Consider the following 24,611-nt stretch of genomic DNA (forward strand, 5'->3'; position numbering starts at 1 on the left):
CGACTATCGCCCCGTCAACGCTTCGAGAGCAGGAACCAGCTTGCGCAGCGCGCGGCCGCGATGAGAGGCCGCGTCCTTTTCGTCCGGAGCCAACTGCGCGGCACTGCGGCCGTCCCCCTCCGGCACGAAGATCGGATCGTATCCGAAACCGTTGTCGCCCAACGGCTCTCGCGCAACAACGCCGCGCCACTCACCTCGAACGACGGTCTCGGCTCCGCCCGGGACCGCCAACGCACACGCCGATACGAAAGCAGCCCCGCGCCGTTCGTCGGGGGTATCGCTCAGCTGCGCCAGAACCAGCGCCGTGTTGGCCTCGTCCTGCCCGTGAGTTCCGGACCAGCGCGCAGAGAGCACCCCGGGCATTCCGTTCAATGCGTCGATTTCGATTCCGGAATCATCGGCGACGCAAGGCAACCCGGTTGCCGCCGCGCCGTCGCGCGCTTTGGCCGCCGCGTTGTCCTCGAACGTCGCTCCGGTTTCGGGTGCCTCGGGAAACGGCGGCACCTCGTCGAGACCGACCAACTCGATACCCATGAGGCCGGCGGCATCGAGCACCCGGCGCAGCTCGCGCAGCTTCTTCGCGTTACGACTGGCTACCAGCAGCTTGGTGTCAGGCACCGAACTTCTTCTTCGTTTCTGCGGTGGCAGGCTCGGGCAGATCCCCCGGGTACGGCAACGCCAGCGCCTCCCTCTGCACCTCGAACAGCTTGTCGATACCGACGAACGCCGAGTCGAGGAGCTTGTCGAGGGTCGTGCGCGGGAAGGTCGCGCCCTCGCCGGTTCCCTGGATCTCCACCAGAGTTCCGGTGTCGGTCGCAACGACGTTCATGTCGACCTCGGCTCGCGAATCCTCTTCGTACGGAAGGTCGAGTCGCACCCGGCCGTCGACGACGCCGACACTGACCGCGGCGATCATGCACGAGATCGGCTGCGGGTCGGCCAGGCGTCCAGCTGCTCGTAGGTAGGTGACGGCGTCGCTGAGAGCCACGAACGCCCCGGTCACGGCAGCAGTACGGGTGCCGCCGTCGGCCTGCAACACGTCGCAGTCGAGGGCGATCGTGTTCTCGCCGATCGCTGCCAGATCGATGCACGCGCGCAGTGAGCGTCCGACCAGTCGGGAGATCTCCTGAGTGCGTCCGCCGACCTTGCCCTTGACGGACTCGCGTCCGTTGCGCGTGTGGGTAGCAGCGGGAAGCATTGCGTACTCGGCGGTGAGCCAGCCCAGGCCGGATCCCTTCCGCCAGCGCGGTACGCCCTCCTCGACGCTGGCCGTGCACATCACCCTGGTGTTGCCGAATTCGACCAGCACCGACCCTGCCGGGTGAGTGGTGAATCCGCGGGTGATCTTGATGGTGCGGAGCTCGTCGTCCGCTCTGCCGTCTTCTCGTCTGCACACGACTCGAAGCCTAGCGCGTCGTCATACGGTGAAGGCGTCCCCTGGCTCGACGGCATGCACCGGTCCGCTGAACTCTGCCTTCGCCTCGGCTATGACATCCTCGCGAGACGTCCAGGGCGGAATGTGGGTGAGCAGCAGCTCCCCCACTCCGGCTTCCCGAGCGATGCGACCGGCCTCGATACCGGACAGGTGGACGCCCTCGGGCCGATCCGGGCTGTCGGTCCACGACGCCTCGCAGAGAAAGACATCGGCACCCTGAGCCAGATCCTGCACCGCCTGGCACATACCGGTGTCGCCGCTGTACGCGAATGTCTTTCCGCCGCCGGTGGTGACCCGCATGCCGTACGACTCCGGGGGATGGAACACCTGCCGGGTCAGAATCGACAGCTGTCCGAATTCGATGGTCCGGCCGTCCACCCAGCGGCGTAGATCGATGGTGTCGGACATGTCGTCGATCTGACCGCCGCACTCGGCCGACGCCACTCCGAGCCGAAACGCAGTGTCCTTCGGTCCGTAGACGATCGCGCGCCCTTCCGGCGGGTTCGGATGGTAGCGACGCCACACGAGCAGACCGGGAACATCGAGGCAGTGATCGGCGTGCAGATGCGAAAGCAGAACGCTCACGTCACCCGGATCGACATAACGCTGCAACGCCCCGAGGACGCCGGGCCCGAAATCGAGAACGACCGGCGCGGTCTCCTCTTCTTCCAGGAGGTAGCCCGACGCGGGTGAATCGGGTCCGGACACACTGCCCGAACATCCCAGGACGGTAATTCGCATGTAAGCCATGCTGCCACGCCGAGCGCGTCACTCGAAACGTTCGGGCAGTATTGACCGCGCGAGTCGGCGAATTTCACGCCCGAACACAGCTGTGCTCGCGGTTACCTACCGCCTACGGAGTGGGACGATCGAGTGCTCTGGCGCGCGCTCTGTCGGCCCGAGCGTCGGCGGACAGCAGTCGAGCCGCGACGACCCCACCCACCGCGCCGAACAGATGACCCTGCCAGGAGATGCTCGGATCGCTCGGCAGCACGCCCCACAGCGCGCTGCCGTACAGCACGAACACCACGACCCCGATCGCGAGCTGGCCGAGGTGGCGGGTGAAGAATCCACGAACGAGCAGGTACGTGATGAAGCCGAAGATCAGAATCGACGCGCCGATCGTGTTGCTGTAGGTGCCGGCCGTGAGCCAGGTACCTACGCCGCCGATCACCCAGACGATCCCGGTGGCAGCCAGACCACGCGCGATGCCCGAGAGCAACACCAGGAATCCGAGCACGATCAGGGGAACCGTGTTGGCGATCAGGTGCTGCCAGTCGTCGTGCAGCACGGGCGCGAACAGGATGCCCCACAAGCCGTCGGCGGAACGAGGCTCGATACCGTTCTGCTCGAGCCGTGAACCGCTCGCGACGTCGATGATCTCGATGATCCACAGCAGCGCCACGAATCCTCCGACGAAGACGGCTGCCTGCATCCACGCGGGCCGCTCTCGCTCACCGGGAAGCTTGCCGGTCTCACTCATGATCGCCTCCAACCTCGGTCTCTCCACGGTACCGGTAGCGGCTACCTGCCGGTCAGAGACGCGATGCCGTGAATGCGGAGGGGAAGATCTGGCGATAGGTGGGGATGCCGGCCACCGAGGTGGCGTCGATCAGGGCCCGGACGATGGCTCGCTCGACGACGATCGCCGCGGCTTCGGTGACCGCGGCCAGTACCGGTAGTTCCGGGGAGAATGCTGCGGGCACAGAGGACTCGGCGGTGACGGCCCTGGTACCCGTGGACACGGCGAAGACGGTGTCACCGTCGAGTGGCGAGTGCGCAGGTCTGATGGCCCGCGCGAGTCCGTCGTGACCCGCGACGGCTATTCGCTTGCACGACGCCGACGACAGCGGCGCATCCGTCGCAACCACGCCGATCGTGGTGTTCAGAGCTGTGGCCTTGGGTTCGAGCGCCGCCGCGGTCCGCACCTCGTCGACGTCGGGACTGCGCATGCCGAATTCCGCGGGCCCCAGTGTGCCGGTGCCCCACAACAACCCGGTGCGCGGATCGAACACCGCGCCCACAGGGTTGACGACCATCAGCGCCGAGACCGTCACTCCGTCGGCCGGACCGCCCTCGATCACCGTGCTCGCGGTGCCCACCCCACCTTTGAGCACGCCGGCGCGAGCACCGACTCCTGCCCCGACCGATCCCGTCGCGAACTCGGTCGCCGCCGTGGCCGCAGCACGGTAGCCGAACTCCGCGGTGGGGCGCGCGGCCCAGTCGCCGACCGGAAGGTCGAAGATCACCGCAGCCGGCACGATCGGCACGACGTGAGCCGGACTGCCCATCAGGATGCCTTGTTCGTGCTCTTCGAGCCACCGCATGACGCCGTCGGCGGCCGCAAGCCCGTACGCACTGCCCGCGGTCAACAGGATCGCGTCGACCTGCTGAACGGAATGGCTCGGATCGAGCAGATCGGTCTCGCGTGTTCCCGGTCCGCCGCCTCGCACGTCGACGGCCGCCGTCGCCCCACCGAGAACGCGCACCACAGTGCAGCCGGTGGCCGAACCGAACCCCATCGCGGCGTCGTCGTCGAGTTCGTGATGATGGCCGACCAACAGACCTGCCACATCGGTCAAGCAGTCCCGGGGGCCGGGTTTCGAGAAGGTTGCGGTCACGTCGGCACCCTAGGGAACGAGGACCTGGACGAGGGAATCCTGCATCCAGGTCAACCAGTGGTACACGTCCAGATGGGGAGCACGAGGATCGCCCTCGTCGAGTACGTCAGGAGTGTCCGCACTGATGCCCAGTGTGGTCCCGAGCGCCAGCCTCACGTCGTTGAGACCCGTCAACCACGCGTCGGCCTGTTCCTGGGTGAGCAGGATCTTTCCGCCGGAATCGGGCAGGGTCGCGAGGATCACTGCCCCGGCAGCCAACTTCTCGTCGATGATCTCGGGCTCGTGCAACCCGCGGAGGGCACCGTTCAGATCGGCCGGATCCTGATCGTCGTGTTCGGGATCGGCGCGGTGGAAGTCCGGCAGCAGCCGAGCCAGCGCTGCATCGTCCGGCGGGCTGTTGTGGCCGGTACGCAGCCCGGTCAGCGCAGCGAGCTCGTCGGTGGGTGCCGCGGCGGAACGATCGCGTAGCAGGCCGAGAACGGATGCGACCAGGGACTTGAGCACCGCCGCCTCACGAGCGTCGATCTCGGACTTGATCTTGACCCCGGACAACGAATTCCGTCTCGTCCACGTGCGCACTGTCGGTGATGTCCTTCTCTGACGTAGAGGTGGCGAACTGCTGACTACTTGTCCTGCTGCATGGTGGCCCACAGGCCCGCCGCGTGCAGCCTTTTGACGTCGTTCTCCATCGCATCGCGCTCGCCGCTCGACACGACCGCCTTGCCCTCGGAGTGCACCTGCATCATCAACTCGGTGGCCTTGGCCTTGCTGTAGCCGAAGAGCTTCTGGAACACGTAGGTGACGTAGTGCATCAAGTTGACCGGGTCGTCCCACACGATGGTGACCCACGGAGTGTCGTGCGCTTCGTCGGCAGCAACGGCCTCGGTTTCGGCCGGCACCGCCTGCGGCGACGCCGCCGCGACTTCGAGTGCCGAGAAGCCGTCCACGGGCAGAAGCGATCCATCCACCGTCAACCAAGGCATGGCAACAGGGTACGGCGTGTCGGGCCGACCCCACACGTTCGCCCCTGCGCTCGTAGTGTGATCGAGGTGAGCAATGACGCGACCACCGATCACACGCTTTCCAGCGACGGAGCCAGCACTGCACTGCTGACCGACCAGTACGAGTACACGATGCTGTCCGCGGCCCTGGCCAGCGGCTACGCAGACAGACCGTGCAGTTTCGAGGTCTTCGCCCGCAGGCTACCCGGCGGCCGCCGATACGGCGTCGTGGCCGGCACCGAGCGCATTCTCGACGCCGTCGATCGCTTCCGATTCGGCCCGGACGAGCTGCGTGTCGTGTCCAAATTTCTCGACGCCGACACCGTCGAGTGGCTGCGCAACTACCGCTTCACGGGCGACATCGACGGCTACCGCGAGGGCGATCTGTACTTTCCCGGCTCCCCCGTCCTGACGGTCCGCGGCACGTTCGCCGAGTGCGTGGTCCTGGAAACCGTGGTGCTGTCGATTCTCAATCACGACAGCGCAATCGCCTCTGCGGCAGCGCGCATGGTCGCCTCCGCCGAGGCCAGGCCGATCATCGAAATGGGATCGCGGCGCACCCACGAGGAGGCGGCGGTCGCGGCATCGCGCGCGGCCTACTTGGCCGGCTTCACCGCGACCTCCAACCTCGAAGCAGTCCGACGCCACGGCGTCCCCGGAGCAGGCACGTCGGCCCACTCGTTCACGCTGCTGCACACCACCGCCGACGGCCCCGACGAGAAGGCCGCTTTTGCCGCTCAGGTCCGAGCGCTCGGGGTGGGAACGACACTGCTGGTCGATACCTACGACATCAAGCAGGGCGTGGCCAACGCGATCGAGGTGGCCGGTCCGGAGCTCGGTGGTGTCCGCATCGACTCCGGCGACCTCGGTGTCCTCGCCCGTCAGGTCCGCGCCCAATTGAACGCTCTCGGTGCGCCGAACACGCGGATCGTCGTCTCCGGAGACCTCGACGAGTACGCGATCGCCGCGCTGCGCGCCGAACCCGTCGATTCGTACGGCGTCGGCACGTCGCTGGTCACCGGTTCGGGCGCGCCGACGGCAGGAATGGTCTACAAGCTGGTCACCGTGGACGGCATACCCGTCGCCAAGCGCAGCAGTCACAAGGAATCGCGCGGGGGTACCAAGGCAGCGCTGCGGACCGCGCGTGGGACCGGTACGGCTGTCGAGGAAATAGTGCACCCGTTCGACGCCGCCCCGACGGTCGAAGACGGTCTGACGGTGGAGACGTTGACCACGCCGCTGATGCGTGGCGGCCGGCGCGTCGCCGATCTACCGACTCTCGCCGAGGGCCGGGACCTCCTCGCGCGACGCCTGGTCAGCCTGCCGTGGGAGGGGCTCGCCCTGTCCCAGGGCGAACCGGCGATACCGACCCGGTTCGCCCTGGGCTAGGGGCGGTGTCGGTGCCGAACCCGGTGGGCGATCGGCAGTAGTCTGCTTCGGTGCCGTCGAAGACCGAGTTGCCCACCGTTCCCGCTCTCCTGCAGGTTGCGGTGCACTCGCTCGGTGGCAAGGAACGCAGCAATCAGCTGACGATGGCCTCTGCCGTGGCGCATTCGATCGACACCGGTGAGCATCTCGCGGTGCAGGCGGGCACGGGCACCGGCAAGTCCCTCGCGTACCTCGTGCCCAGCATCAGGCATGCGGTCGAATCGGGAAAGACCGTCATCGTCTCGACGGCCACGATCGCGCTGCAGCGACAGTTGGTCGACCGCGACCTTCCACGTCTGTCCGACGCACTGACCGAGGCTGTGGGTCGGCGTCCGAAGTTCGCGATCCTCAAGGGCCGCAACAATTACTTGTGCATGAACAAGATTCACACCGGTGCCGCACAGGAAGCACCGGACGCGGAGTTGTTCGACCCGTTCGCCGTCTCGCGGATGGGCCGCGAGGTGGTGCGGCTGACGAAGTGGTCCTCGGAGACCGAAACGGGTGATCGCGACGACGTGGTGCCCGGCGTGAGCGACCAGGCCTGGCGTCAGGTCAGCGTCACCGCTCGCGAGTGCCTCGGGAAATCACGGTGCCCCGTCGGCGAGGACTGCTTCGCCGAGCGCGCCCGCACCGAGGCCGCACAGGTCGACGTGGTCGTGACCAACCACGCGCTGCTCGCCATCGACGCGATCACCGGAATTCAGATCCTGCCCGAGCACGACGTCGTGGTCGTCGACGAGGCCCACGAATTGGTCGACCGAGTGACCGGCGTTGCCACAGAGGAGCTTTCGGCCGCCACCGTCACCGCGGCCGCACGCCGTAGCGCCAAGCTCATCGAGGAAGAGACCGTCGATCAACTCGAAGGAGCTGCCGAGAACTGGGCCGCGATTCTGGACGAACTACCGCCCGGTCGATGGCAGTCCCTTCCCGACGGCGTCGGACCGGCCCTGGCGTCCGTCCGCGACGCCGCCTGGGCCGTGCGCACCGCGATCGGCCCGAACAAACAGGGCATGGCGGGCAGCGATCCCGAGGCCGCCGCGGCCCGCAGCGCAGCACTCGTGGCAGTCGACGAGGTGCACGACAGCGCCGTACGAGTGCTCACTGCCTTCGACGAGCCCGACCCGGCCAAGCGCAAGGACGTCGTCTGGCACGCCGTCGACGATTTCCGAGGAAACGTCAAACGCACCGTTCGCATTGCTCCGCTCTCGGTGGGCGGGCTGCTGCGGGCACGGTTGTTCGCCGAATCCACCGTGGTGCTGACCTCCGCGACGCTCACCGTCGGCGGATCCTTCGACGGCCTGGCCGTCAATTGGGGCCTGCCCGCAGAGAAACCCTCTCGCAGTGACACCGCCATGGCGTCGGGAGTGGAACCACCCTCGGACAACGGATCCATTCGCTGGAATTCGTTGGACGTGGGCTCGCCGTTCGACCACGCTCGCGCCGGCATCATGTACATCGCCAAACATCTGTCTCCGCCCGGACGCGACGGCCTGTCCAAGTCCTCGCTCGACGAGATCGAATCGCTCGTCGAGGCAGCCGGTGGTCGGACGCTCGGGCTGTTCTCGTCGATGCGCGCCGCCAAGGCCGCGGCAGAGGAGATGCGCGAACGACTCGACACCCCGATCCTGTGTCAGGGTGACGATTCCACCGGCGCACTGGTGCAGAAGTTCGCCGACGACGAGGCCACCTCACTGTTCGGGACGCTGTCGCTGTGGCAGGGCGTCGACGTGCCCGGTCCGTCGCTGAGCCTGGTGATCCTGGACCGCATTCCGTTCCCCCGGCCCGACGATCCACTGCTGGTGGCTCGGCAGCAAGCCGTCGAATCCCGCGGCGGCAACGGCTTTCTCGCCGTCGCCGCCAACCATGCGGCCCTGCTGCTCGCCCAGGGCGTCGGTCGACTGCTCCGTAGCGTCGACGACAAAGGTGTTGTCGCCGTGCTCGATTCGCGCCTGGCGACCGCCCGGTACGGCGGTTACCTGCGCGCGTCCTTGCCGCCGTTCTGGGAGACCTCCGACCCGGAGGTGGTCCGCAAGGCCCTCACCCGCCTGGCCGCAAAGTAGCTGCTCCCTACGGCGTCGACACCAAACCGAGCTCGGCATCGGAGGCAAGCCCGTGGTGCCGCGGCAACACCCGCACCGTGTAGCCCACCGCTCCACTGTGCGGCAGTCGCGTCTCGCCCGCGTACACGTGCTCGCCGCCCTCGCTGCCCACGTGCGACATCTCGGTGGTGTGGATATCGCTGAGGTCCTCGCCCTCGTCGACGCGTCCCACCACGGCCTGCACCACGACGGCGCCCGGTTCCATACCGCCGAGGTCGACGATGGCGCGCAGCGACAGTTCGGCACCGATGACGGGGGTGTCCGGCAACCCCTCGCTGTCGACTCGGGTGACCTTCACGTTGCGCCACGCCTGCTCGACGCGGCCGCGATACGACGCGACGTCCTTCGCGCCGTGGTAGCCGTCGGCCGACACAGCGCGGGCGGAGTGCGCAGCGGGCGCGTAGTAGCCGAGCGTGTAGTCCTGAACCATGCGCGATGCCAACACTTTCGGTCCCAGCTGTTCCAGTGTGTGCCGCACCATCTCGATCCAGCGAGCCGGCACTCCGTCTTCCCCGCGATCGTAGAATTTCGGCAGCACCGCCTGCTCGAGCAATTCGTAGAGGGCAGCGGCTTCCAGATCGTCGCGGCGATTGTCGTCGGTGATGCCGTCGGCCGTCGGGATCGCCCACCCGTTTTCGCCGTCGTACATCTCGTCCCACCATCCGTCGCGAATCGACAGGTTGAGGCCGCCGTTGAGCGCCGACTTCATTCCGGACGTACCGCAGGCCTCGAGGGGTCGCAGCGGATTGTTCAGCCACACATCGCATCCCCAGTACAGAAAGCGCGCCATGGACATGTCGTAGTCGGGTAGGAACACGATGCGGTGTCGCACATCGGCCTCGTCGGCGAACTTGACGATCTGCTGAATGAGCGCCTTTCCTCCGTCGTCGGCCGGGTGCGATTTTCCGGCTACCACCAGCTGAACCGGGCGGACGGGATCGAGCAACATCGCCCGCAATCGCTCGGGTTCGCGCAGCATGAGCGTCAGACGCTTGTACGTCGGTACGCGTCGAGCAAAGCCGACGGTCAACACGTCGGGGTCGAAAACATTTGCAGTCCAGCTTATCTCGGCCTCGGTCGACCCTCGCTCGAGTGCCGAGCGGCGCACCCTTCGGCGCACCTCGTCCACCAACTGCGCGCGCAACGCGTTTCGCGTGGACCACACCTGTTCCGAGGACAACGGCTCACCTGTCTCGGTCTCCCCCTCGGCCCATTCCCGCGCCGCCCACGTCGGCGCATGGACACCGTTGGTCACCGATCCGATCGGCACCTCCGACGCGTCGAATCCTTGCCACAGGCCGTTGAACATCTCGCGGCTGACGATTCCGTGCAGCTTCGACACTCCGTTGGCGCGCTGCCCCAAGCGAAGGCCCATGTGCGCCATGTTGAACACCGACGGATCACTCTCGCCACCCAGCGCCAGAATTCGGCTCATCGGCAATCCCGGCAACAGGGCCGAGTCCGGTGCACCGTCGCTACCGCCGAAGTAGTGCCGCACCAGATCGGCGGGGAACCTGTCGATGCCGGCAGGCACCGGGGTGTGGGTGGTGAACACCGTTCCCGCCCGGACGGCGGCCAACGCCGAATCGAAGTCCAACCCGCTACCGGTGACGAGTTCACGGATGCGTTCGACCCCGAGGAAGCCGGCGTGGCCCTCGTTCATGTGGAACACCTCGGGATCGGGCAGTCCGTGCGCGCGCGTGTAGGCCCTGATCGCGCGTACTCCGCCGATTCCGGCGAGGATCTCCTGCTTGATGCGGTGGTCCTGATCGCCGCCGTACAGGCGGTCGGTGACTCCTCTGAGCTCGGGATCGTTGTCGGCGATGTCGGAGTCGAGCAGCAGCAGCGGAACGCGTCCCACCTGAGCGATCCACACGCGGGCCCGCAGCACGCGCGACCCCGGCATCGACACGTGTATCAACACCGGTGAGTCGTTGTCGTCGGTGAGCAGTCGTAGCGGCAGACCGTGCGGGTCCAGGGACGGGTAACGCTCGGCCTGCCAGCCGTCGGCCGTCAGCGATTGCCGGAAGTACCCCGAGCGGTAGAGCAGTCCGACGCCGATCAGCGGTAGACCGAGATCCGACGCCGCCTTGAGGTGGTCGCCGGCCAGAATGCCGAGCCCACCCGAGTAGTTCGGCAGCACCTCGGTGACCCCGAACTCCATCGAGAAATAACCGATGCCCGACGGCAGAGCTCGCCCCTCGGCGAGCTCGTTCTGGTACCAGAGGGGTCGGGCGAGGTAGTCGTGTAGATCCGCCTCGGCGGCGTCCAGTTCGGCCAGGAACGATGCGTCTTCGGCGAGTTCTTCGAGCCGGCCGGGTGCGACGGCACCGAGCACGGCCACCGGATCGCGTTCGAGTTCGGTCCACAGCAGAGGATCGATGTGCTCGAAGAGATCCTGCGTGGCCGAATGCCACGACCACCTGAGGTTTGTCGACAGCTCGGCGAGGGCATTCAGACGGGCGGGAAGGTGGGCTCGGACGGTGAATCGACGCAAGGCTTTCACAGAGCCGAACCCTACCCACGGATACCTGTGTCGATGGGGCGCTCGGCGAAATTTCCTCGTGCGCCCGTCGCGGTCAGTATGCGTCGGCGCACGCGCCATCTGCGCTGCTGCACTACGGTTGACGAGTAGAAGCACACCAAATATCGGTTCGATCAGAGGTTGCGCCCGCGCAGCCATACCTCTAACGAAGAATGGAGTGTGAAGTGACAGGTCGACTTGGTATCGACAATGTCCTTCCAGATACGACGACCGGGAAATACCCCGCGAAAGCGGTGGTGGGCGAGACGTTTCCAGTTTCCGCCGACGTCTGGCGCGAGGGTCACGACGCAGTGGCCGCGACGCTGTCGGTGCGTGGACCGGGAGGCAAGCTCGAACGCATCCCGATGACGCCCGGCCACGAGCCGGACACGTTCGACGCGGTGTTCGTCCCATCCCGGCCCGGCTACTGGATCTGCCGTATCGAGGCGTGGAGCGACCCGATCAGCACCTGGCGTCACGCCGTCGAAGCGAAGCTCGGAGTGGGCCAGAGCGCCCACGAACTCGCCAACGACCTCGAGATCGGGGCGCGCCTGTTCCTCCGCGCTGCCACCGGCGTTCCTGCGGAGAGCAGGCAGCTGCTCGCCGACGTCGCCGCCGGCCTGCGCGACACCGACCGCCCGCTGCCCGCGCGCGTGTCCTCGGCGTTCGCATCGTCGGTCACCGAACTGCTGTTCCAGCACCCGCTGCGCGAGCTGGTGACCAGATCACGGGCCGTGAACGTGTGGGTCGACCGAAACCTGGCCCTCAACGGTGCCTGGTACGAGTTCTTCCCGCGCTCCACGGGCGGGTGGAACGAGGACGGATCACCGCGGCACGGCACGTTCGCGACATCCATCGAGCAGTTGCCGCGCATCGCGCGCATGGGCTTCGACATCGTCTACCTGCCTCCGATCCACCCGATCGGCACGATCAACCGCAAGGGCCCGAACAACACGTTGACTCCGGGCCCCGAGGACGTCGGTTCGCCGTGGGCGATCGGATCCAAGGACGGCGGGCACGACGCCATCCATCCCGAGCTGGGGACCGAGGACGACTTCCGTGCGTTCGTCGACGCCTCGCGAGAGCACGGGCTCGAAGTGGCGCTCGACCTCGCCCTGCAGGCCGCTCCGGATCATCCATGGGCCGCAACACATTCCGAGTGGTTCACGGTGTTGCCGGACGGCACGATCGCCTACGCCGAGAATCCGCCGAAAAAGTACCAGGACATCTACCCGATCAACTTCGACAACGACCGTCGTGGCATTTACGAGGAAGTCCTACGCGTGGTTCGATACTGGATCTCGTTGGGTGTCAAGATCTTCCGAGTCGACAATCCACACACCAAGCCACCGGACTTCTGGGAGTGGCTCATCGCCGAGGTCAAGAAGACCGATCCGGACGTGCTGTTCCTGGCCGAGGCGTTCACCCGGCCGGTGCGCATGTACGGTCTCGCGCAACGTGGGTTCACTCAGTCGTACACGTACTTCACGTGGCGTACCGCGAAGTGGGAGCTGACCGAGTTCGCCGAGGAGCATGCCCGACGCGCCGACGACGCGCGGCCGAACCTGTTCGTCAACACCCCGGACATCCTGCACGAGAGCCTGCAACACGGTGGACCCGGAATGTTCGCTCTGCGAGCAGCTCTGGCCGCCACTCTGGCTCCGACGTGGGGCGTGTACTCCGGGTACGAGCTGTACGAACATCAGGCCGTGCGCGAGGGCAGCGAAGAGTATCTGGACTCCGAGAAGTACCAGTTGCGACCGCGCGACTTCGAGGGTGCGCTCGCCCGCGGTGAATCGTTGGAGCCGTGGATCACCACCCTCAATTCCATCCGCCGTGCGCATCCGGCCCTGCAGCAACTGCGCAACATTCATTTCCACACGATCGACAACGAAGCGCTGATCGGATATTCCAAGTTCGATCCGCAGACCGGCGACTCGGTGTTGGTGGTCATCAACCTCAACCCGTTCGGAGCCGAGGAGGGCACCGTCCATCTGGACATGCCCGCGCTCGGTCACGACTGGCAGGACACCCTGACGATCAAGGACGAGGTGAGCGGCATCCATTACGACTGGGGCCACACCAACTTCGTCCGACTCGAGCCCTGGACCTCGGTGGCGCACATATTCACGCTCCCCCACATTCCCTATCCGGCACGAATCGAACTGGCCTACCGCGGCAACCGAAAGTGAGTGGATTCAACGTGACCAAGAATCCGACGACGCCCGAAGACACCGTCGCAGCTCCGTCCGACAACGACCTCGATCTCCTCGCCGCTGGTCGGCACTACAACCCGCATTCCGTGCTCGGCGCGCACCCCGTGCCCGGCGGAACAGCGATTCGTGCGCTGAAGCCCGACGCGGAAAAAGTGATCGCGCGCGTCGGGGGCGTCGATCACGAGTTGACCCACGTCGCCCACGGCCTCTTCTCTGCGCTGGTCCCGGTCGAGGACCTGATCGATTACCGGCTCGTGGTCACCTGGCCAGGTAGGCACGTGTCCGAATCCGCCGACGGGTACCGGTTCCTACCGACCCTCGGTGAACTCGACCTGCACCTGTTCGGCGAAGGTCGCCACGAGCGGCTGTGGGACATCCTCGGAGCGCACCAGCAGTCGTACGCCACTCCCGATGGTCCCGTCACCGGCACCTCGTTCGCTGTGTGGGCCCCTGCCGCCCAGGGCGTCACGCTGGTGGGCGACTTCGACGGGTGGACCGGCCGTAGTTGGCCGATGCGCGTCCTCGGCTCCACCGGAGTCTGGGAGCTGTTCGTCCCGAACATCGAACCCGGTGCCCTGTACAAGTTCCGCGTCCACGGCTCCGACGGTTCGGTGAAGGACAAGGCCGACCCGATGGCCTTTGCCACCGAGGTTCCGCCCTCCACCGCGTCGGTCGTGACCGCGTCGACGTACACCTGGAACGACGAGAAGTGGCTCGACACCCGAGCCGGCATCGAACCCACGCAGGCTCCGATGAGCGTCTACGAGATCCATCTGGCGTCGTGGCGACCGGGCCTGGGTTACCGGGAGCTGGCCGAGCAACTGGCCGAGTACATCATCGAGACCGGCTTCACGCACGTGGAGTTGCTCCCCGTCGCCGAGCACCCCTTCGGCGGATCCTGGGGCTATCAGGTGACGTCCTACTACGCACCGACGTCCAGGTTCGGCAGTCCGGACGACTTCCGGTTCTTCGTCGATCACCTGCACAGCGCCGGCATCGGCGTCATCGTCGACTGGGTCCCCGCCCACTTCCCCAAGGACGAATGGGCCCTCGCCCGCTTCGACGGTGGGCCGCTCTACGAGCACGGAGACCCGCAGCGAGGCGAGCAACTCGACTGGGGCACACTGGTTTTCGACTTCGGCCGACGCGAGGTCCGCAACTTCCTGGTCGCGAACGCGCTCTACTGGATCGACGAATTCCACATCGACGGACTGCGCGTCGACGCCGTCGCCTCGATGCTGTACCTGGACTACTCGCGTCCCGAGGGTGGCTGGTCGCCCAACATCTACGGTGGCCGAGAAAACCTCGAAGCGGTGTCCTTCCTGCAGGAGATGAACGCCACGGTGCACAAGAAGCACCGCGGAGTCGTCACCGTCGCCGAGGAGTCGACCGCGTGGCCCGGCGTCACTCGCCCGACGAACGTCGGCGGGCTCGGCTTCAACATGAAGTGGAACATGGGGTGGATGCACGACACCCTCGGCTTCGTCGGGCGCGATCCCATCCACCGCAGCTACCACCACCACGAGATCACGTTCTCGCTCGTCTACGCGTGGAGCGAGAACTACCTGCTGCCCATCAGCCACGACGAGGTGGTGCACGGCAAGGGCACGCTGTGGACCCGCATGCCCGGGGACGACTACGCCAAGGCCGCAGGGCTGCGCGGAATGCTTGCCTACATGTGGGCACATCCGGGCAAGCAGTTGCTGTTCATGGGCCAGGAGTTCGGTCAGACTCGCGAATGGTCCGAGGAGCGAGGCCTGGACTGGTACCAGATCGACGAGGAGCCGTTGCACCGAGGTGTGAAATCGCTTGTCGCAGATCTGAACTCGACGTACCGGTCGCATCCGGCACTGTGGACGCTGGACACCTCGCCCAGTGGCTACTCGTGGATCGACGCCAACGACACCGAGAACAACGTGCTCAGCTTTCTGAGGTACGGCTCCGACGGTTCGGTTGTCGCGTGTATTTTCAACTTCTCCGGTTCCGAGCACGGCAGCTATCGTGTGGGACTACCGGAACCAGGCCGTTGGATCGAGATCCTCAACACCGATGCAACGGAGTACGGCGGCTCCGGAATGGGCAACCTGGGTGAAGTGACGGCAACATCGCACTCGTGGCACGGTCGACCGGCATCAGGCCAGGTTGCACTTCCCGCCAACGGGGCGATCTGGATCAAATTGGAGCAGTAGATGACCGGCGGCCGCAGACCACGACTTCTGGCTGCGGCCGCCACTGCAGGGTTACTACTGTTGACATCGTGCGCCGCCACCGTCGGCGGTAATGCAGTGTCGATCTACGAGAATCCGTTCACGGTCGCCGGCCTTCCGGTCACCAGCGGACCGAGCGGACCGCGTCCGGGAGTACCGGATTCGACCATCGCCGTCGAGAACGCCGAAGGCACCGACTCGGACATCCTGGCAACCAACGCGATCGACGACATCCAGCAGTTCTGGGCCGAGCAGTATCCGGCCCTGTTCAAGGGCTCGTTCACGCCAGTCACGACATTGACCTCGTGGGATGCGTCGGAGGACGAGGGATCCGGCATCCGGTTCTGTGGAGACAGAACCGGTGGAGTCCCCAATGCCGCGTACTGCACCCGCGACGACTCGATCGGGTGGGACCGCACCATTCTGCTTCCGGCGTTGATCGACGCGTTCGGGCCGATGTCGGTGGTCATGGTGATCGCGCACGAATACGGCCACGCGATCCAGCATCAGTCGGGACTCGTCGGCGACGACACCCCGACCATCGTGGCCGAGCAGCAAGCCGACTGTTTCGCCGGCGCATTCATCCGCCATGTCGCAGAAGGCGATTCGCCGCACTTCACCATCAACACCTCGGATGGGCTCAACGGTGTTCTCGCTGCGACTGTCGCGGTGCGCGACGTGGACCCCAACGATCCCGAATCGGTACACGGGTCCGCATTCGAGCGCGTCACGGCAGTGCAGATCGGATTCAGGGACGGCGCGGCAACCTGCACACGCATCGACGAGGCCGAAATCGATTCACGCCGAGCGTCGTTGCCGCAGAAGTTCGACAGCGCCGACGAATCCGGTGAGCTACCGGTCACCGAGGACTCCCTGGGCGCATTCACGCGATCGTTCGAGACGGCGCTTCCCGTCGCCGATCCGCCGACCGTGGACTACTCGGGATCGGACACCGGGTGCACCGACGCCGAGGACACCTCTCCGGTGTCGTACTGCCCGTCGACCAACACCATCGGTGTCGATGTGGAGGACCTGGCCGAAATAGGGCAACCCGAGACACCTCAGCGCGGAGACATCCTGCCACTCAACGTATCCGGTGACTACAGCGCGTACGTACTGTTCGCGTCTCGCTACACCCTCGCAGTACAGAAGGAAGCGGGCCAGACGCTCGACGACCCGCAGACCGCACTTCGATCCGCATGCCTGTCCGGAGTCATCACCGCAGCGTTGAGCGCCGAATCCAACGAGGCCGCTCTCGAAATCCGGCTCTCTCCCGGCGATCTCGACGAGGCCGTCTCCGGTCTACTCAGCGACGGATTGGCCGCCAGCGACGTCAACGGAACGACGCTGCCGTCCGGCTTCTCCCGAGTCGACGCTTTCCGCTCGGGAGTTCTTGGCGGCAAACCCCTGTGCGATTCGCGCTACAGCTGAGGGATTCAGTACAGAGCGGACGCGAGTTTACGACGCGCCGAGACCACCAGAGGATCGGCGGCGTCGAACAACTCGAACAGCTCCAGTAGGCGGGTACGCAGGGCCGTGCGGTCGTCCCCTGCACTGATCTTGATTCCGTCGATGAGCCGTGCGAAAGCCTGTTCCGGCTGCTGCCCGGCCATCTCCGCGTCGGCCGCATCGATGCGGGCCTGGACATTATTGGGATCGGCGTCGGCCACCTCGACGGCATCGGGTGCAACGTTCTGCACCCGAGCCAAGAACTTGACCTGACGCAGCGCGGCGACGGCGTCGGTGTTCTTCGGCTCGGCGTCGATGATGGCCTGATACGCCGCCGCTGCCTTGTCGAAGTCCCCCTCGTCGATCGCCTCTTCCGCAGCGACGATGCGCGGGTCCTCGACCTCCGGTTCCGGTTCGGCGGCGGGAGCCGACCCGGGTGGACCGGACAGCTTTCCGGCGGTTGCCTGCTCGACGGCCTGCAGCCACTGACGCAACTGCTCGTCGGATTGCGTGCCCTGGAAATCGGCAAGCGGTTGCCCACCCGCGACGGCAACCACCGTGGGAATGGCCTGCACGCCGAATGCCTGCGCGATCTGCGGATTCGAGTCGACATCGACGCGGGCATGTATCCACGTGCCGCCGGCCTCGACGGCAAGTTGCCCGAGCTGACGCGTCAACGCCTGGGACTGCGGCGACCGAGCCGATCCCACGTCGACGATGACCGGTACCTGCATCGATCGCTGCAGAACCTCGGCTTCGAAATTGGCCGTGGTCACGTCGACGATCGGAGCCAACCCTCCCGCATCGCCACTGGCTTCGGCAGCGGGAGAAGGTGCCGGACGGTCCTTGAGAACGGACAGGTCGACGGCTCCGGCAATGGATGCGGGGACGGCGGCCGACGGGCGGACAGGAGGACGGGAACCGGGTCGAGTCACGTCCTACAGTTTGTCACTAACGCGATGCGTCATCCACTGGCGGGCGGTCAGGACGGAACCTTCGCGTCGGCTGTGGGTCGGCCGGTGCTCAGCTCGGCAAGGCGTCCGGTACGCACGGCCCAGATTTCGAAGACCACGGTGCCGAACGGCGGGAATGCCGCGACCAGCGCCAGCAGCGTGGCCTTGATGTCCCACTTGAGCTTCACCGCCGTCAGGACGGCAACGGCAAGGTACACGATGAACACCGCACCGTGGATGGGCCCGAAGATCTTCACGCCGATTTCGTTGCCGTCGGCCGGCAGGTACTTGAACGCCATGCCGACCAGTAGTCCGAGCCAGGTGAACGCTTCGAGCACGGCAATGAAACGGAAGCGTTTGGCCGTGCTGCTCAGGTCGAAGAAATTCGTCATGCCCGCTATTGTGCCCGGTTTGCTACGACAGAACGTAGTGGCTCTGGTCTCATCGGACCAGAGCCACTACCGACTCAGTTCTTCGGGACTCGAACGATGAGCGCGTCGCCCTGTCCGCCGCCGCCGCACAATGCTGCGGCGCCCACTCCGCCACCTCGCCGCTGCAGCTCGAGAGCCAGGTGCAGTGCGATGCGAGCGCCCGACATTCCGAGGGGATGGCCGATCGAAATCGCCCCGCCGTTGACGTTGACGATCTCCGGGTCGATGCCGAGCTCACGGGTCGACGCGATTCCGACCGCCGCGAACGCCTCGTTGATCTCGACGACGTCGAGGTCCTTCGGGTCGATGCCTTCCTTCGCGCAGGCCTTGGCGATGGCGCGAGCGGGCTGCGACTGCAGGGTGGAGTCGGGGCCGGCCACCACACCGTGCGCGCCGATCTCGGCGAGCCAAGTCAATCCGAGCGACTCGGCCTTGTCCTTGCTCATCACGACGACGGCAGCGGCACCGTCGGAAATCTGCGACGCGGATCCGGCTGTGACCGTGCCCGCCTTGTCGAACGCGGGGCGAAGCTTGCCGAGGGAATCGACCGTGGTGTCGGCCCGGATTCCTTCGTCGGCAGTGAACTGGACGGGTTCGCCCTTGCGCTGCGGGATCGACACGGGCACTACCTCGTCGTCGAAGACACCGTTCTTCCACGCCGCGGCAGCCTTCTGATGCGATCCGGCCGCGAAGGTGTCCTGCTCCTCACGGCTGATCGCCTCCGAGCTCTGATTGCGCTGCTCGGTCAGCGCACCCATGGCCTGATCGGTGAAGATGTCGTACAAGCCGTCGTATGCGAGGTGGTCGCGCATGGTGACATCGCCGTACTTGAATCCCGCCCGCGACTTCTCCAGCATGTGCGGTGCCTGGGTCATCGATTCCTGGCCGCCGGCGACGACGATCTCGAACTCCCCCGCGCGAATGAGCTGGTCAGCGAGCGCGATGGCATCGACGCCGGAGAGACACACCTTGTTGATGGTCAGGGCCGGAACGGTCATCGGGATACCCGCAGCGACGGCGGCCTGTCGGGCCGGGATCTGCCCGGCACCCGCAGTGAGGACCTGGCCCATGATGACGTAGTCGACCTGATCCGGAGCGACGCCGGCCTTTTCGAGTGCGCCCTTGATGGCAATTCCGCCGAGGTCGGAACCCGAGAAGTCCTTGAGCGCACCCGAGAAGCGCCCGACGGGCGTACGAGCACCGGCGACGATGACTGTTGTGGTCACGATTTCCTCCGAAAGTGTGAAGACGGCCTTGTCGAGATCAACGCTCGCCAGGCTCCTACCGATACCAGCCTGGCGGAACACCGGGACGCAGCTGACGCTAACGTCTTGTCCATGACCTCCAGCACGCAGTCTTACACGGGTGCCCCACTCCGCTCCGACCTGGTGACGGCTATCGACCACGTCGGTGTCGCGGTACCCGATCTCGATGCCGCAATCGCCTGGTACACCGACCACCTGGGGATGGTTGCGGTGCACGAGGAAGTCAACGAGGAACAGGGCGTGCGCGAGGCGATGCTCTCGTTCCCCGGGGCAGGCGAAAAGTCGGCAGCACTGCAGTTGCTCGCGCCCATCGACGAATCCTCGACCATCGCGAAGTTCATCGACCGAAACGGCCCCGGACTCCAACAGTTGGCGTATCGGGTCACCGACATCGAGGAGATCTCCTCCGAGTTGCGCGCCCGCGGCGTTCGGTTGCTCTACGACGCCCCCCGCCGCGGTACGGCCGATTCGCGTATCAACTTCGTCCACCCCAAGGACGCAGGCGGAGTACTGATCGAACTGGTCGAACCGAACCACAACGCGCACTGACCGAACTCGGTGATTACGCCGTATGGCTCTCCACTTGACTCACCGGTAAATTGACGGCCATGGCCATCGATCATGAACGCACTTCCACGGTGCAACTTCCCTTTTCCATCGTTCGGAAGGGGTTCGATCGCGACGAAGTCACCAACTACTTCGAGCGATTCGACGCCGAATTACGGCTGACGACGGCCGACCGTGATGCCGCCGCGGCACAGGCGCGTGATCTGGCCAAGCAACTCGACGACGCTCGCGACGAGATCGACGAACTGCGCAAGGACATCGACCGTCTCTCGGTGCCGCCGACCACCGCGGAAGGCATGAGCGATCGCATCTCCCGCATGTTGCGACTGGCGTCCGACGAGGCCTCCGAGGTTCGCGCGAAGGCGCACGCGGAGTCCGAGGAGATGATCTCGGTTGCGCAGCAGGAGAGCACTCGCCTGCGAAGCCGTCACGAATCGTTGGTCGCAGAACTCGAGGAGCGCCGCACGGCACTCGAAACCGAGCACGAGCAGACCATGGCGCAGGCACGCACCGAGGCTGCGCGCGTCGTCGAGGCCGCACAGGCAGAGCGCGACAAGCTGGCTGCCGAGTCCGAGGCCAAGCGCGCCGAGGTTCAGGAAGACTTCGAGATCACGATGGCCGAGCGCCGCACCAAGGTGCTCACCGCGCTCGAAGAACTGGAAGCGTCGAGCAAGGCCGATGCTGCTCGCCGTATCGAAGAGGCGACGACCGAGGCCGCACGCCGGCTGCAGTCCGCCAGCGAACAAGCCGAGCGGCGCATCGCGCACTCGAAGGAATTGGCCGAGGAGCTGCGCGTGCTGCGAAGTCGCGTCCTCGCTCAGCTACTGGGTATCCGGGGCCAGCTCGATTCGGTACCGGCCATGCTGGCCTCGGTCAACCGCGAAAGCGAGTTACTGGACAACCCCGACCCGACGGCCATCCTCAAGAAAGAAGAAGAGAAGGCTGCGGCGAAGGCCGAGAAGGACAACGACGAAGAGAAGGAATCCGCCGACTCGGCGTCCTGACTCGCAGCACACGCTCGGCCTCCCCCCGCTAGGACCATCTACGGGTGAGGCCTCGCGTGTTTCTGCCGCTCCAACACCCGGTGTGCCAATGTCTGCGGTTGTCGGCTCCCCCGAAGTCGTCCGACGGCCACGCCACGATGTGGGCGACCCCTGGCCGTACCTCGTGATCGCAGCCCGGGCAACGGTAGGTCTTGACGGCCTTGGCTCCGGGAATCATCCGCGTCGTGTACGTGTCCCCGTCAGGACCCACCTCGACGCGATTGCCGCCCAGGACGGAATCGGTAGCCGGGCCGAGACTGCTCGGACCACTCCGACTCGCTTTGCGGGGCTGATTGCGACGAGGCACGCATCCAGTGTAGAGAATCGCGCCGCTTCGACAGAACGACGTCAGAAGAGCCGGAACTCGGTGCTGTCGGTGCCGCGGAGAACGTCGTAGTCGAGTGTCAGACAACGTATACCGCGATCGGTGGCCAGAGTCTTCGCCTGCGGCTTGATGACCTGTGCGGCGAACACACCGCTGACCGGTGCCAGCAACGGGTCACGATTGAGCAGTTCGAGGTACCGAGTCAACTGCTCCACACCGTCGATTTCACCGCGACGCTTGATCTCGACGGCGACAGTGCCACCATCTGCGTTGCGGCACAACAGATCCACCGGTCCGATTGCCGTCATGTATTCACGCCGCACCAGGGTGTACCCCTCACCGAGGGTGTTGACGTGTTCTGCGAGCAACTCCTGCAGATGAGCCTCGACACCGTCTTTGACCAACCCTGGATCGATCCCCAATTCATGACTGGAATCGAGTTCGACGTCGTCGATCGTGATGCGGAGTTCTTCGCCCGCCTTGTTGGTGACGACCCATTTGATGGTTTCGTCCTCGGTGGTCTCGACCATCCAACAGGGCGGAGACATCCAGTTGAGGGGCTTGTACGCCCTGTCGTCCGCGTGCACACTGACCGATCCGTCGGACTTGACGAGCAGCAGGCGTCGAGCGGAAGGGAGATGTGCGGTGAGGCGGCCGATGTAGTCCACTTGGCAACGAGCAATAACTAAACGCACTCGACCACCATAAGGCAGCACGGCCGTTACTCTGTGACCACCATGCCCCAATTCAGACGATCTGCCGCTCCGCTGGGTTCCCGGCTCCTCGGAGACACCACCGAATCGCCACGCCGACGCCGGATCCGAATCCAGCTGTTGCTGACGGTGTTCCTGGTCCTGTCCAATCTGATCGGTGCGGTGATCGTCGGCGTTCTGATCAGTGTGGTCGTTCCAGGCCCGGACGTTCTGGACATGAAGTACTACTGGTGGGTCAACTTCATCGTCGTCCCGGTGTACGTCTTTCTGGCATTCCTGGTCGGTGTCGTCTGGGGCACCACACGCGCGCTCAGCAGTCTGCGGTGGGGCATAGAGGATCGCGAACCCACCCGATCCGAGCAGGTCGCGACGCTGGCCATGCCCTGGCGCCTGACGCGCATGCAGGTTGCGCTGTGGACCGGTGGACTGATTCTGCTCACGACGATCGACGGCATCATCGACCCGCAGGCAATCCCGAAGGTGGCGTTCACCATCGCCGCGGGCGGCACGGTCGTGTGCGCCTTCAGCTACCTGCTCAGTGAGTTCGCTCTGCGGCCCATCGCGGCTCGTGCCCTGCAAGCGGGCGACCCACGGCGCATCCGGATCGCCGGTGTCATGGGGCGTTCCATCCTGTCGTGGTTGCTGGGAACCGGCGTTCCGGTCTCCGGCCTGATGATGATCGCGGTGTTCCGCTTCCTTCGACCCGAGACCAGTGCAAACCAGCTCGCTGTGTCCATCCTCGCGCTCGGCGGCATCACCATCGTCTTCGGCTTCGCCCTGACCGTCCTGGGCGGATTCGCGACCACCTCCCCCATCAACAACGTGCGGGCGGGCATGGCCGAAGTCGAGAAGGGCAACATGGATGTCCGACTCGCGGTGTACGACGGCACCGAGCTCGGCGAACTGCAGAGCGGTTTCAACCGGATGGCCGACGGTGTGCGCGATCGAGAGAAGATCCGCGACCTGTTCGGACGACACGTCGGACACGAGGTAGCCGAGAAGGCCCTGCAGTCCGAGAGTGAACTCGGGGGCCAGGAGCGCGATATCGCAGTGTTCTTCATCGACCTGGTGGGCTCCACCGAGTTGGCCGCATCACGACCGCCGACCGAGGTGGTGGATCTACTCAACCGCTTCTTCGCCGTCGTCGTCGACGAGGTGGACGAACACGGCGGCTTCATCAACAAATTCGAGGGCGACGCGGCGCTCGCCATCTTCGGAGCACCGAACGACATTCCGGATCACTGCGGATCGGCACTCTCGGCCGCACGTGCCATTGCCCGCCGATTGCTGGTCGAAGTACCCGAGTGCAGCGCAGCCGTCGGCGTTGCAGCCGGCCGAGCCGTTGCCGGCAATGTGGGAGCAAAGTCGAGATTCGAGTACACCGTCATCGGCGATCCGGTCAACGAGGCTGCGCGATTATCGGAACTGGCCAAGAGTGCTCCCGGTGCGATACTCGCTTCCAAAACAGCGGTAGACGGTGCTGCCGAGAACGAAGCGGACCGCTGGGAATTCGGTGATCGAGTAACCCTTCGAGGGCGATCCGCAGAGACAGTTCTGGCGAACCCCAAGGACGTGAAGGTTTCCGCAGACGAGGCCGAATCCGTTCACGTCTGATCCACCCGATCCGTGGGCTCAGTACGTGTAGTGCACTGTGCCCCTGCCGTTTTCATCACTGACGACTCGGCCGTCCTGTGCCCCGTCCCCCTCGCGAATGCGCGCGCGTTTGTCGAACGCTCACGACATCGCTGAAAATTCTGCGCGCGCCTCGCGAATGCGAGCGCGTCTGCAGAATCGAAGTTTGCCCACGATCGATCGCCAAGCTTCGATGGGCAGTAGTTGGCTTGTTGGGGTTGGGTTCGGTTCGACGGCTCGCGAACGCGCACGCGTTTGTCGGGTGCGCGCAGTCTGGTGTCGCTGTTCTGCTCGCGTGTGGCGAGTGCGCGCGCGTTCGCGGCCCTGAGGTGAGGGGGCGGGCGGTCCGTATGGCGAGTGATGGGACTGGGGGTGCAGGTGTCGATGCCTGCGCGTTCAGTTCAACGAAAGGGGTGAATACTGTTGTGTGGGTGTTGCTTTCGAATGCAAACAACCCCCGACCGTGATGGTCGGGGGTTGTTTGGTTCACGTTGTGTTCGGCGGTGTCCTACTCTCCCACACCCTGTCGAGTGCAGTACCATCGGCGCTGGAGGGCTTAGCTTCCGGGTTCGGAATGGGACCGGGCGTTTCCCCTCCGCTATGGCCGCCGTAACTCTGCGAAACAGTGTCACGAGCGAACCTGTCACCCACACATGTGTGGGGTGGCGGATTCGTGTATTCGGTTGTGTTACTGAACAACTA

21 protein-coding genes and 1 rRNA gene are annotated in these 24,611 nt (G+C 65.5%); 8 read left to right on the top strand and 14 right to left on the bottom strand.

What is annotated here, in order from left to right; genetic code table 11:
• Nucleotides 1-3 precede the first annotated feature (3 nt).
• From rdgB to clpS, 7 genes are all read right to left on the bottom strand, one after another.
• Complete coding sequence (rdgB, locus tag RFA01S_RS23925) at nt 4-618, bottom strand: RdgB/HAM1 family non-canonical purine NTP pyrophosphatase (RefSeq protein ID WP_032408340.1); 615 nt, start codon at nt 616-618, stop codon at nt 4-6.
• Nucleotides 611-1,396 (bottom strand): ribonuclease PH, encoded by a 786-nt coding sequence (rph, locus tag RFA01S_RS23930; protein WP_032408341.1) that lies wholly within the window; start codon nt 1,394-1,396, stop codon nt 611-613. Before rph ends, rdgB begins: the two co-directional genes overlap by 8 nt.
• Before the next feature lie 21 nt (nt 1,397-1,417).
• Nucleotides 1,418-2,176: a cyclic nucleotide-degrading phosphodiesterase gene (locus RFA01S_RS23935; protein WP_027497666.1), complete on the bottom strand. Its 759-nt coding sequence runs from the start codon at nt 2,174-2,176 to the stop codon at nt 1,418-1,420.
• A 112-nt stretch (nt 2,177-2,288) separates the two neighbouring features.
• Complete coding sequence (locus tag RFA01S_RS23940; RefSeq protein ID WP_371828161.1) at nt 2,289-2,870, bottom strand: rhomboid family intramembrane serine protease; 582 nt, start codon at nt 2,868-2,870, stop codon at nt 2,289-2,291.
• A 100-nt stretch (nt 2,871-2,970) separates the two neighbouring features.
• Nucleotides 2,971-4,056, bottom strand: coding sequence for a P1 family peptidase (locus tag RFA01S_RS23945; protein WP_032408342.1), 1,086 nt, complete (start codon nt 4,054-4,056; stop codon nt 2,971-2,973).
• A gap of 9 nt (nt 4,057-4,065) precedes the next feature.
• Nucleotides 4,066-4,635, bottom strand: coding sequence for an oxidative stress transcriptional regulator AosR (gene aosR, locus RFA01S_RS23950; protein WP_032408343.1), 570 nt, complete (start codon nt 4,633-4,635; stop codon nt 4,066-4,068).
• 44 nt (nt 4,636-4,679) lie between these two features.
• On the bottom strand, nt 4,680-5,039 hold the full coding sequence (gene clpS / locus RFA01S_RS23955) for an ATP-dependent Clp protease adapter ClpS (RefSeq protein ID WP_228139244.1): 360 nt from the start codon (nt 5,037-5,039) through the stop codon (nt 4,680-4,682).
• Between the two features lie 150 nt (nt 5,040-5,189).
• Here clpS and RFA01S_RS23960 point away from each other — a divergent pair, with 150 nt between their 5' ends.
• Together RFA01S_RS23960 and RFA01S_RS23965 are read left to right on the top strand one after the other, a co-directional pair.
• Entirely contained in the window at nt 5,190-6,446 is a 1,257-nt protein-coding gene (locus RFA01S_RS23960) for a nicotinate phosphoribosyltransferase (protein WP_238325199.1), read from the top strand.
• A 50-nt stretch (nt 6,447-6,496) separates the two neighbouring features.
• The gene (locus RFA01S_RS23965) at nt 6,497-8,545 is read left to right on the top strand and encodes an ATP-dependent DNA helicase (protein ID WP_032408344.1); all 2,049 of its coding nucleotides are present in this window, start codon (nt 6,497-6,499) and stop codon (nt 8,543-8,545) included.
• 7 nt (nt 8,546-8,552) lie between these two features.
• Here the strand turns inward: RFA01S_RS23965 and glgP are convergent, their stop codons facing one another.
• The gene (gene glgP, locus RFA01S_RS23970; protein WP_032408345.1) at nt 8,553-11,090 is read right to left on the bottom strand and encodes an alpha-glucan family phosphorylase; all 2,538 of its coding nucleotides are present in this window, start codon (nt 11,088-11,090) and stop codon (nt 8,553-8,555) included.
• Between the two features lie 203 nt (nt 11,091-11,293).
• On the opposite strand from glgP, the gene RFA01S_RS23975 reads away from it, so the two are divergent.
• From RFA01S_RS23975 to RFA01S_RS23985, 3 genes are read left to right on the top strand one after another with little or no spacing between them, the layout of a single operon-like run.
• Nucleotides 11,294-13,300, top strand: a complete 2,007-nt coding sequence (locus RFA01S_RS23975) for a maltotransferase domain-containing protein (RefSeq protein ID WP_027497674.1) — start codon at nt 11,294-11,296, stop codon at nt 13,298-13,300.
• Between the two features lie 11 nt (nt 13,301-13,311).
• Complete coding sequence (gene glgB / locus RFA01S_RS23980) at nt 13,312-15,513, top strand: 1,4-alpha-glucan branching protein GlgB (RefSeq protein WP_032408513.1); 2,202 nt, start codon at nt 13,312-13,314, stop codon at nt 15,511-15,513.
• The gene (locus tag RFA01S_RS23985) at nt 15,514-16,962 is read left to right on the top strand and encodes a neutral zinc metallopeptidase (RefSeq protein ID WP_032408346.1); all 1,449 of its coding nucleotides are present in this window, start codon (nt 15,514-15,516) and stop codon (nt 16,960-16,962) included.
• A 5-nt stretch (nt 16,963-16,967) separates the two neighbouring features.
• Here the strand turns inward: RFA01S_RS23985 and RFA01S_RS23990 are convergent, their stop codons facing one another.
• From RFA01S_RS23990 to RFA01S_RS24000, 3 genes are all read right to left on the bottom strand, one after another.
• Nucleotides 16,968-17,915 (bottom strand): tetratricopeptide repeat protein, encoded by a 948-nt coding sequence (locus RFA01S_RS23990; RefSeq protein WP_238325185.1) that lies wholly within the window; start codon nt 17,913-17,915, stop codon nt 16,968-16,970.
• A 47-nt stretch (nt 17,916-17,962) separates the two neighbouring features.
• Nucleotides 17,963-18,325, bottom strand: a complete 363-nt coding sequence (locus RFA01S_RS23995; RefSeq protein ID WP_032399482.1) for a DUF3817 domain-containing protein — start codon at nt 18,323-18,325, stop codon at nt 17,963-17,965.
• A gap of 74 nt (nt 18,326-18,399) precedes the next feature.
• Nucleotides 18,400-19,590: an acetyl-CoA C-acetyltransferase gene (locus tag RFA01S_RS24000; protein ID WP_032408515.1), complete on the bottom strand. Its 1,191-nt coding sequence runs from the start codon at nt 19,588-19,590 to the stop codon at nt 18,400-18,402.
• A gap of 111 nt (nt 19,591-19,701) precedes the next feature.
• Here RFA01S_RS24000 and mce point away from each other — a divergent pair, with 111 nt between their 5' ends.
• Both mce and RFA01S_RS24010 read left to right on the top strand, forming a co-directional pair.
• On the top strand, nt 19,702-20,178 hold the full coding sequence (gene mce, locus RFA01S_RS24005) for a methylmalonyl-CoA epimerase (protein WP_027497680.1): 477 nt from the start codon (nt 19,702-19,704) through the stop codon (nt 20,176-20,178).
• Nucleotides 20,179-20,237: 59 nt separating this feature from the next.
• The gene (locus RFA01S_RS24010) at nt 20,238-21,200 is read left to right on the top strand and encodes a coiled-coil domain-containing protein (protein ID WP_027497681.1); all 963 of its coding nucleotides are present in this window, start codon (nt 20,238-20,240) and stop codon (nt 21,198-21,200) included.
• A 28-nt stretch (nt 21,201-21,228) separates the two neighbouring features.
• Here RFA01S_RS24010 and RFA01S_RS24015 read toward each other — a convergent pair whose 3' ends face one another.
• Both RFA01S_RS24015 and nucS read right to left on the bottom strand, forming a co-directional pair.
• Nucleotides 21,229-21,546 carry an Rv1322 family protein gene (locus RFA01S_RS24015; RefSeq protein ID WP_072692233.1) on the bottom strand — a complete coding sequence of 106 codons (318 nt, stop codon included), beginning with the start codon at nt 21,544-21,546 and terminating at the stop codon, nt 21,229-21,231.
• 41 nt (nt 21,547-21,587) lie between these two features.
• Nucleotides 21,588-22,259, bottom strand: coding sequence for an endonuclease NucS (gene nucS, locus RFA01S_RS24020; RefSeq protein ID WP_027497682.1), 672 nt, complete (start codon nt 22,257-22,259; stop codon nt 21,588-21,590).
• Nucleotides 22,260-22,301: 42 nt separating this feature from the next.
• Between nucS and RFA01S_RS24025 the strand changes: the two genes are divergently transcribed.
• Nucleotides 22,302-23,891, top strand: coding sequence for an adenylate/guanylate cyclase domain-containing protein (locus RFA01S_RS24025; RefSeq protein ID WP_032388576.1), 1,590 nt, complete (start codon nt 22,302-22,304; stop codon nt 23,889-23,891).
• 513 nt (nt 23,892-24,404) lie between these two features.
• Here RFA01S_RS24025 and rrf read toward each other — a convergent pair.
• A 5S ribosomal RNA gene (rrf, locus tag RFA01S_RS24030) occupies nt 24,405-24,521 on the bottom strand.
• Nucleotides 24,522-24,611 lie beyond the last annotated feature (90 nt).

This window comes from Rhodococcoides fascians NBRC 12155 = LMG 3623, from assembly GCF_001894785.1.
In the GTDB taxonomy this organism is placed as follows: Bacteria; Actinomycetota; Actinomycetes; order Mycobacteriales; family Mycobacteriaceae; genus Rhodococcoides; species Rhodococcoides fascians.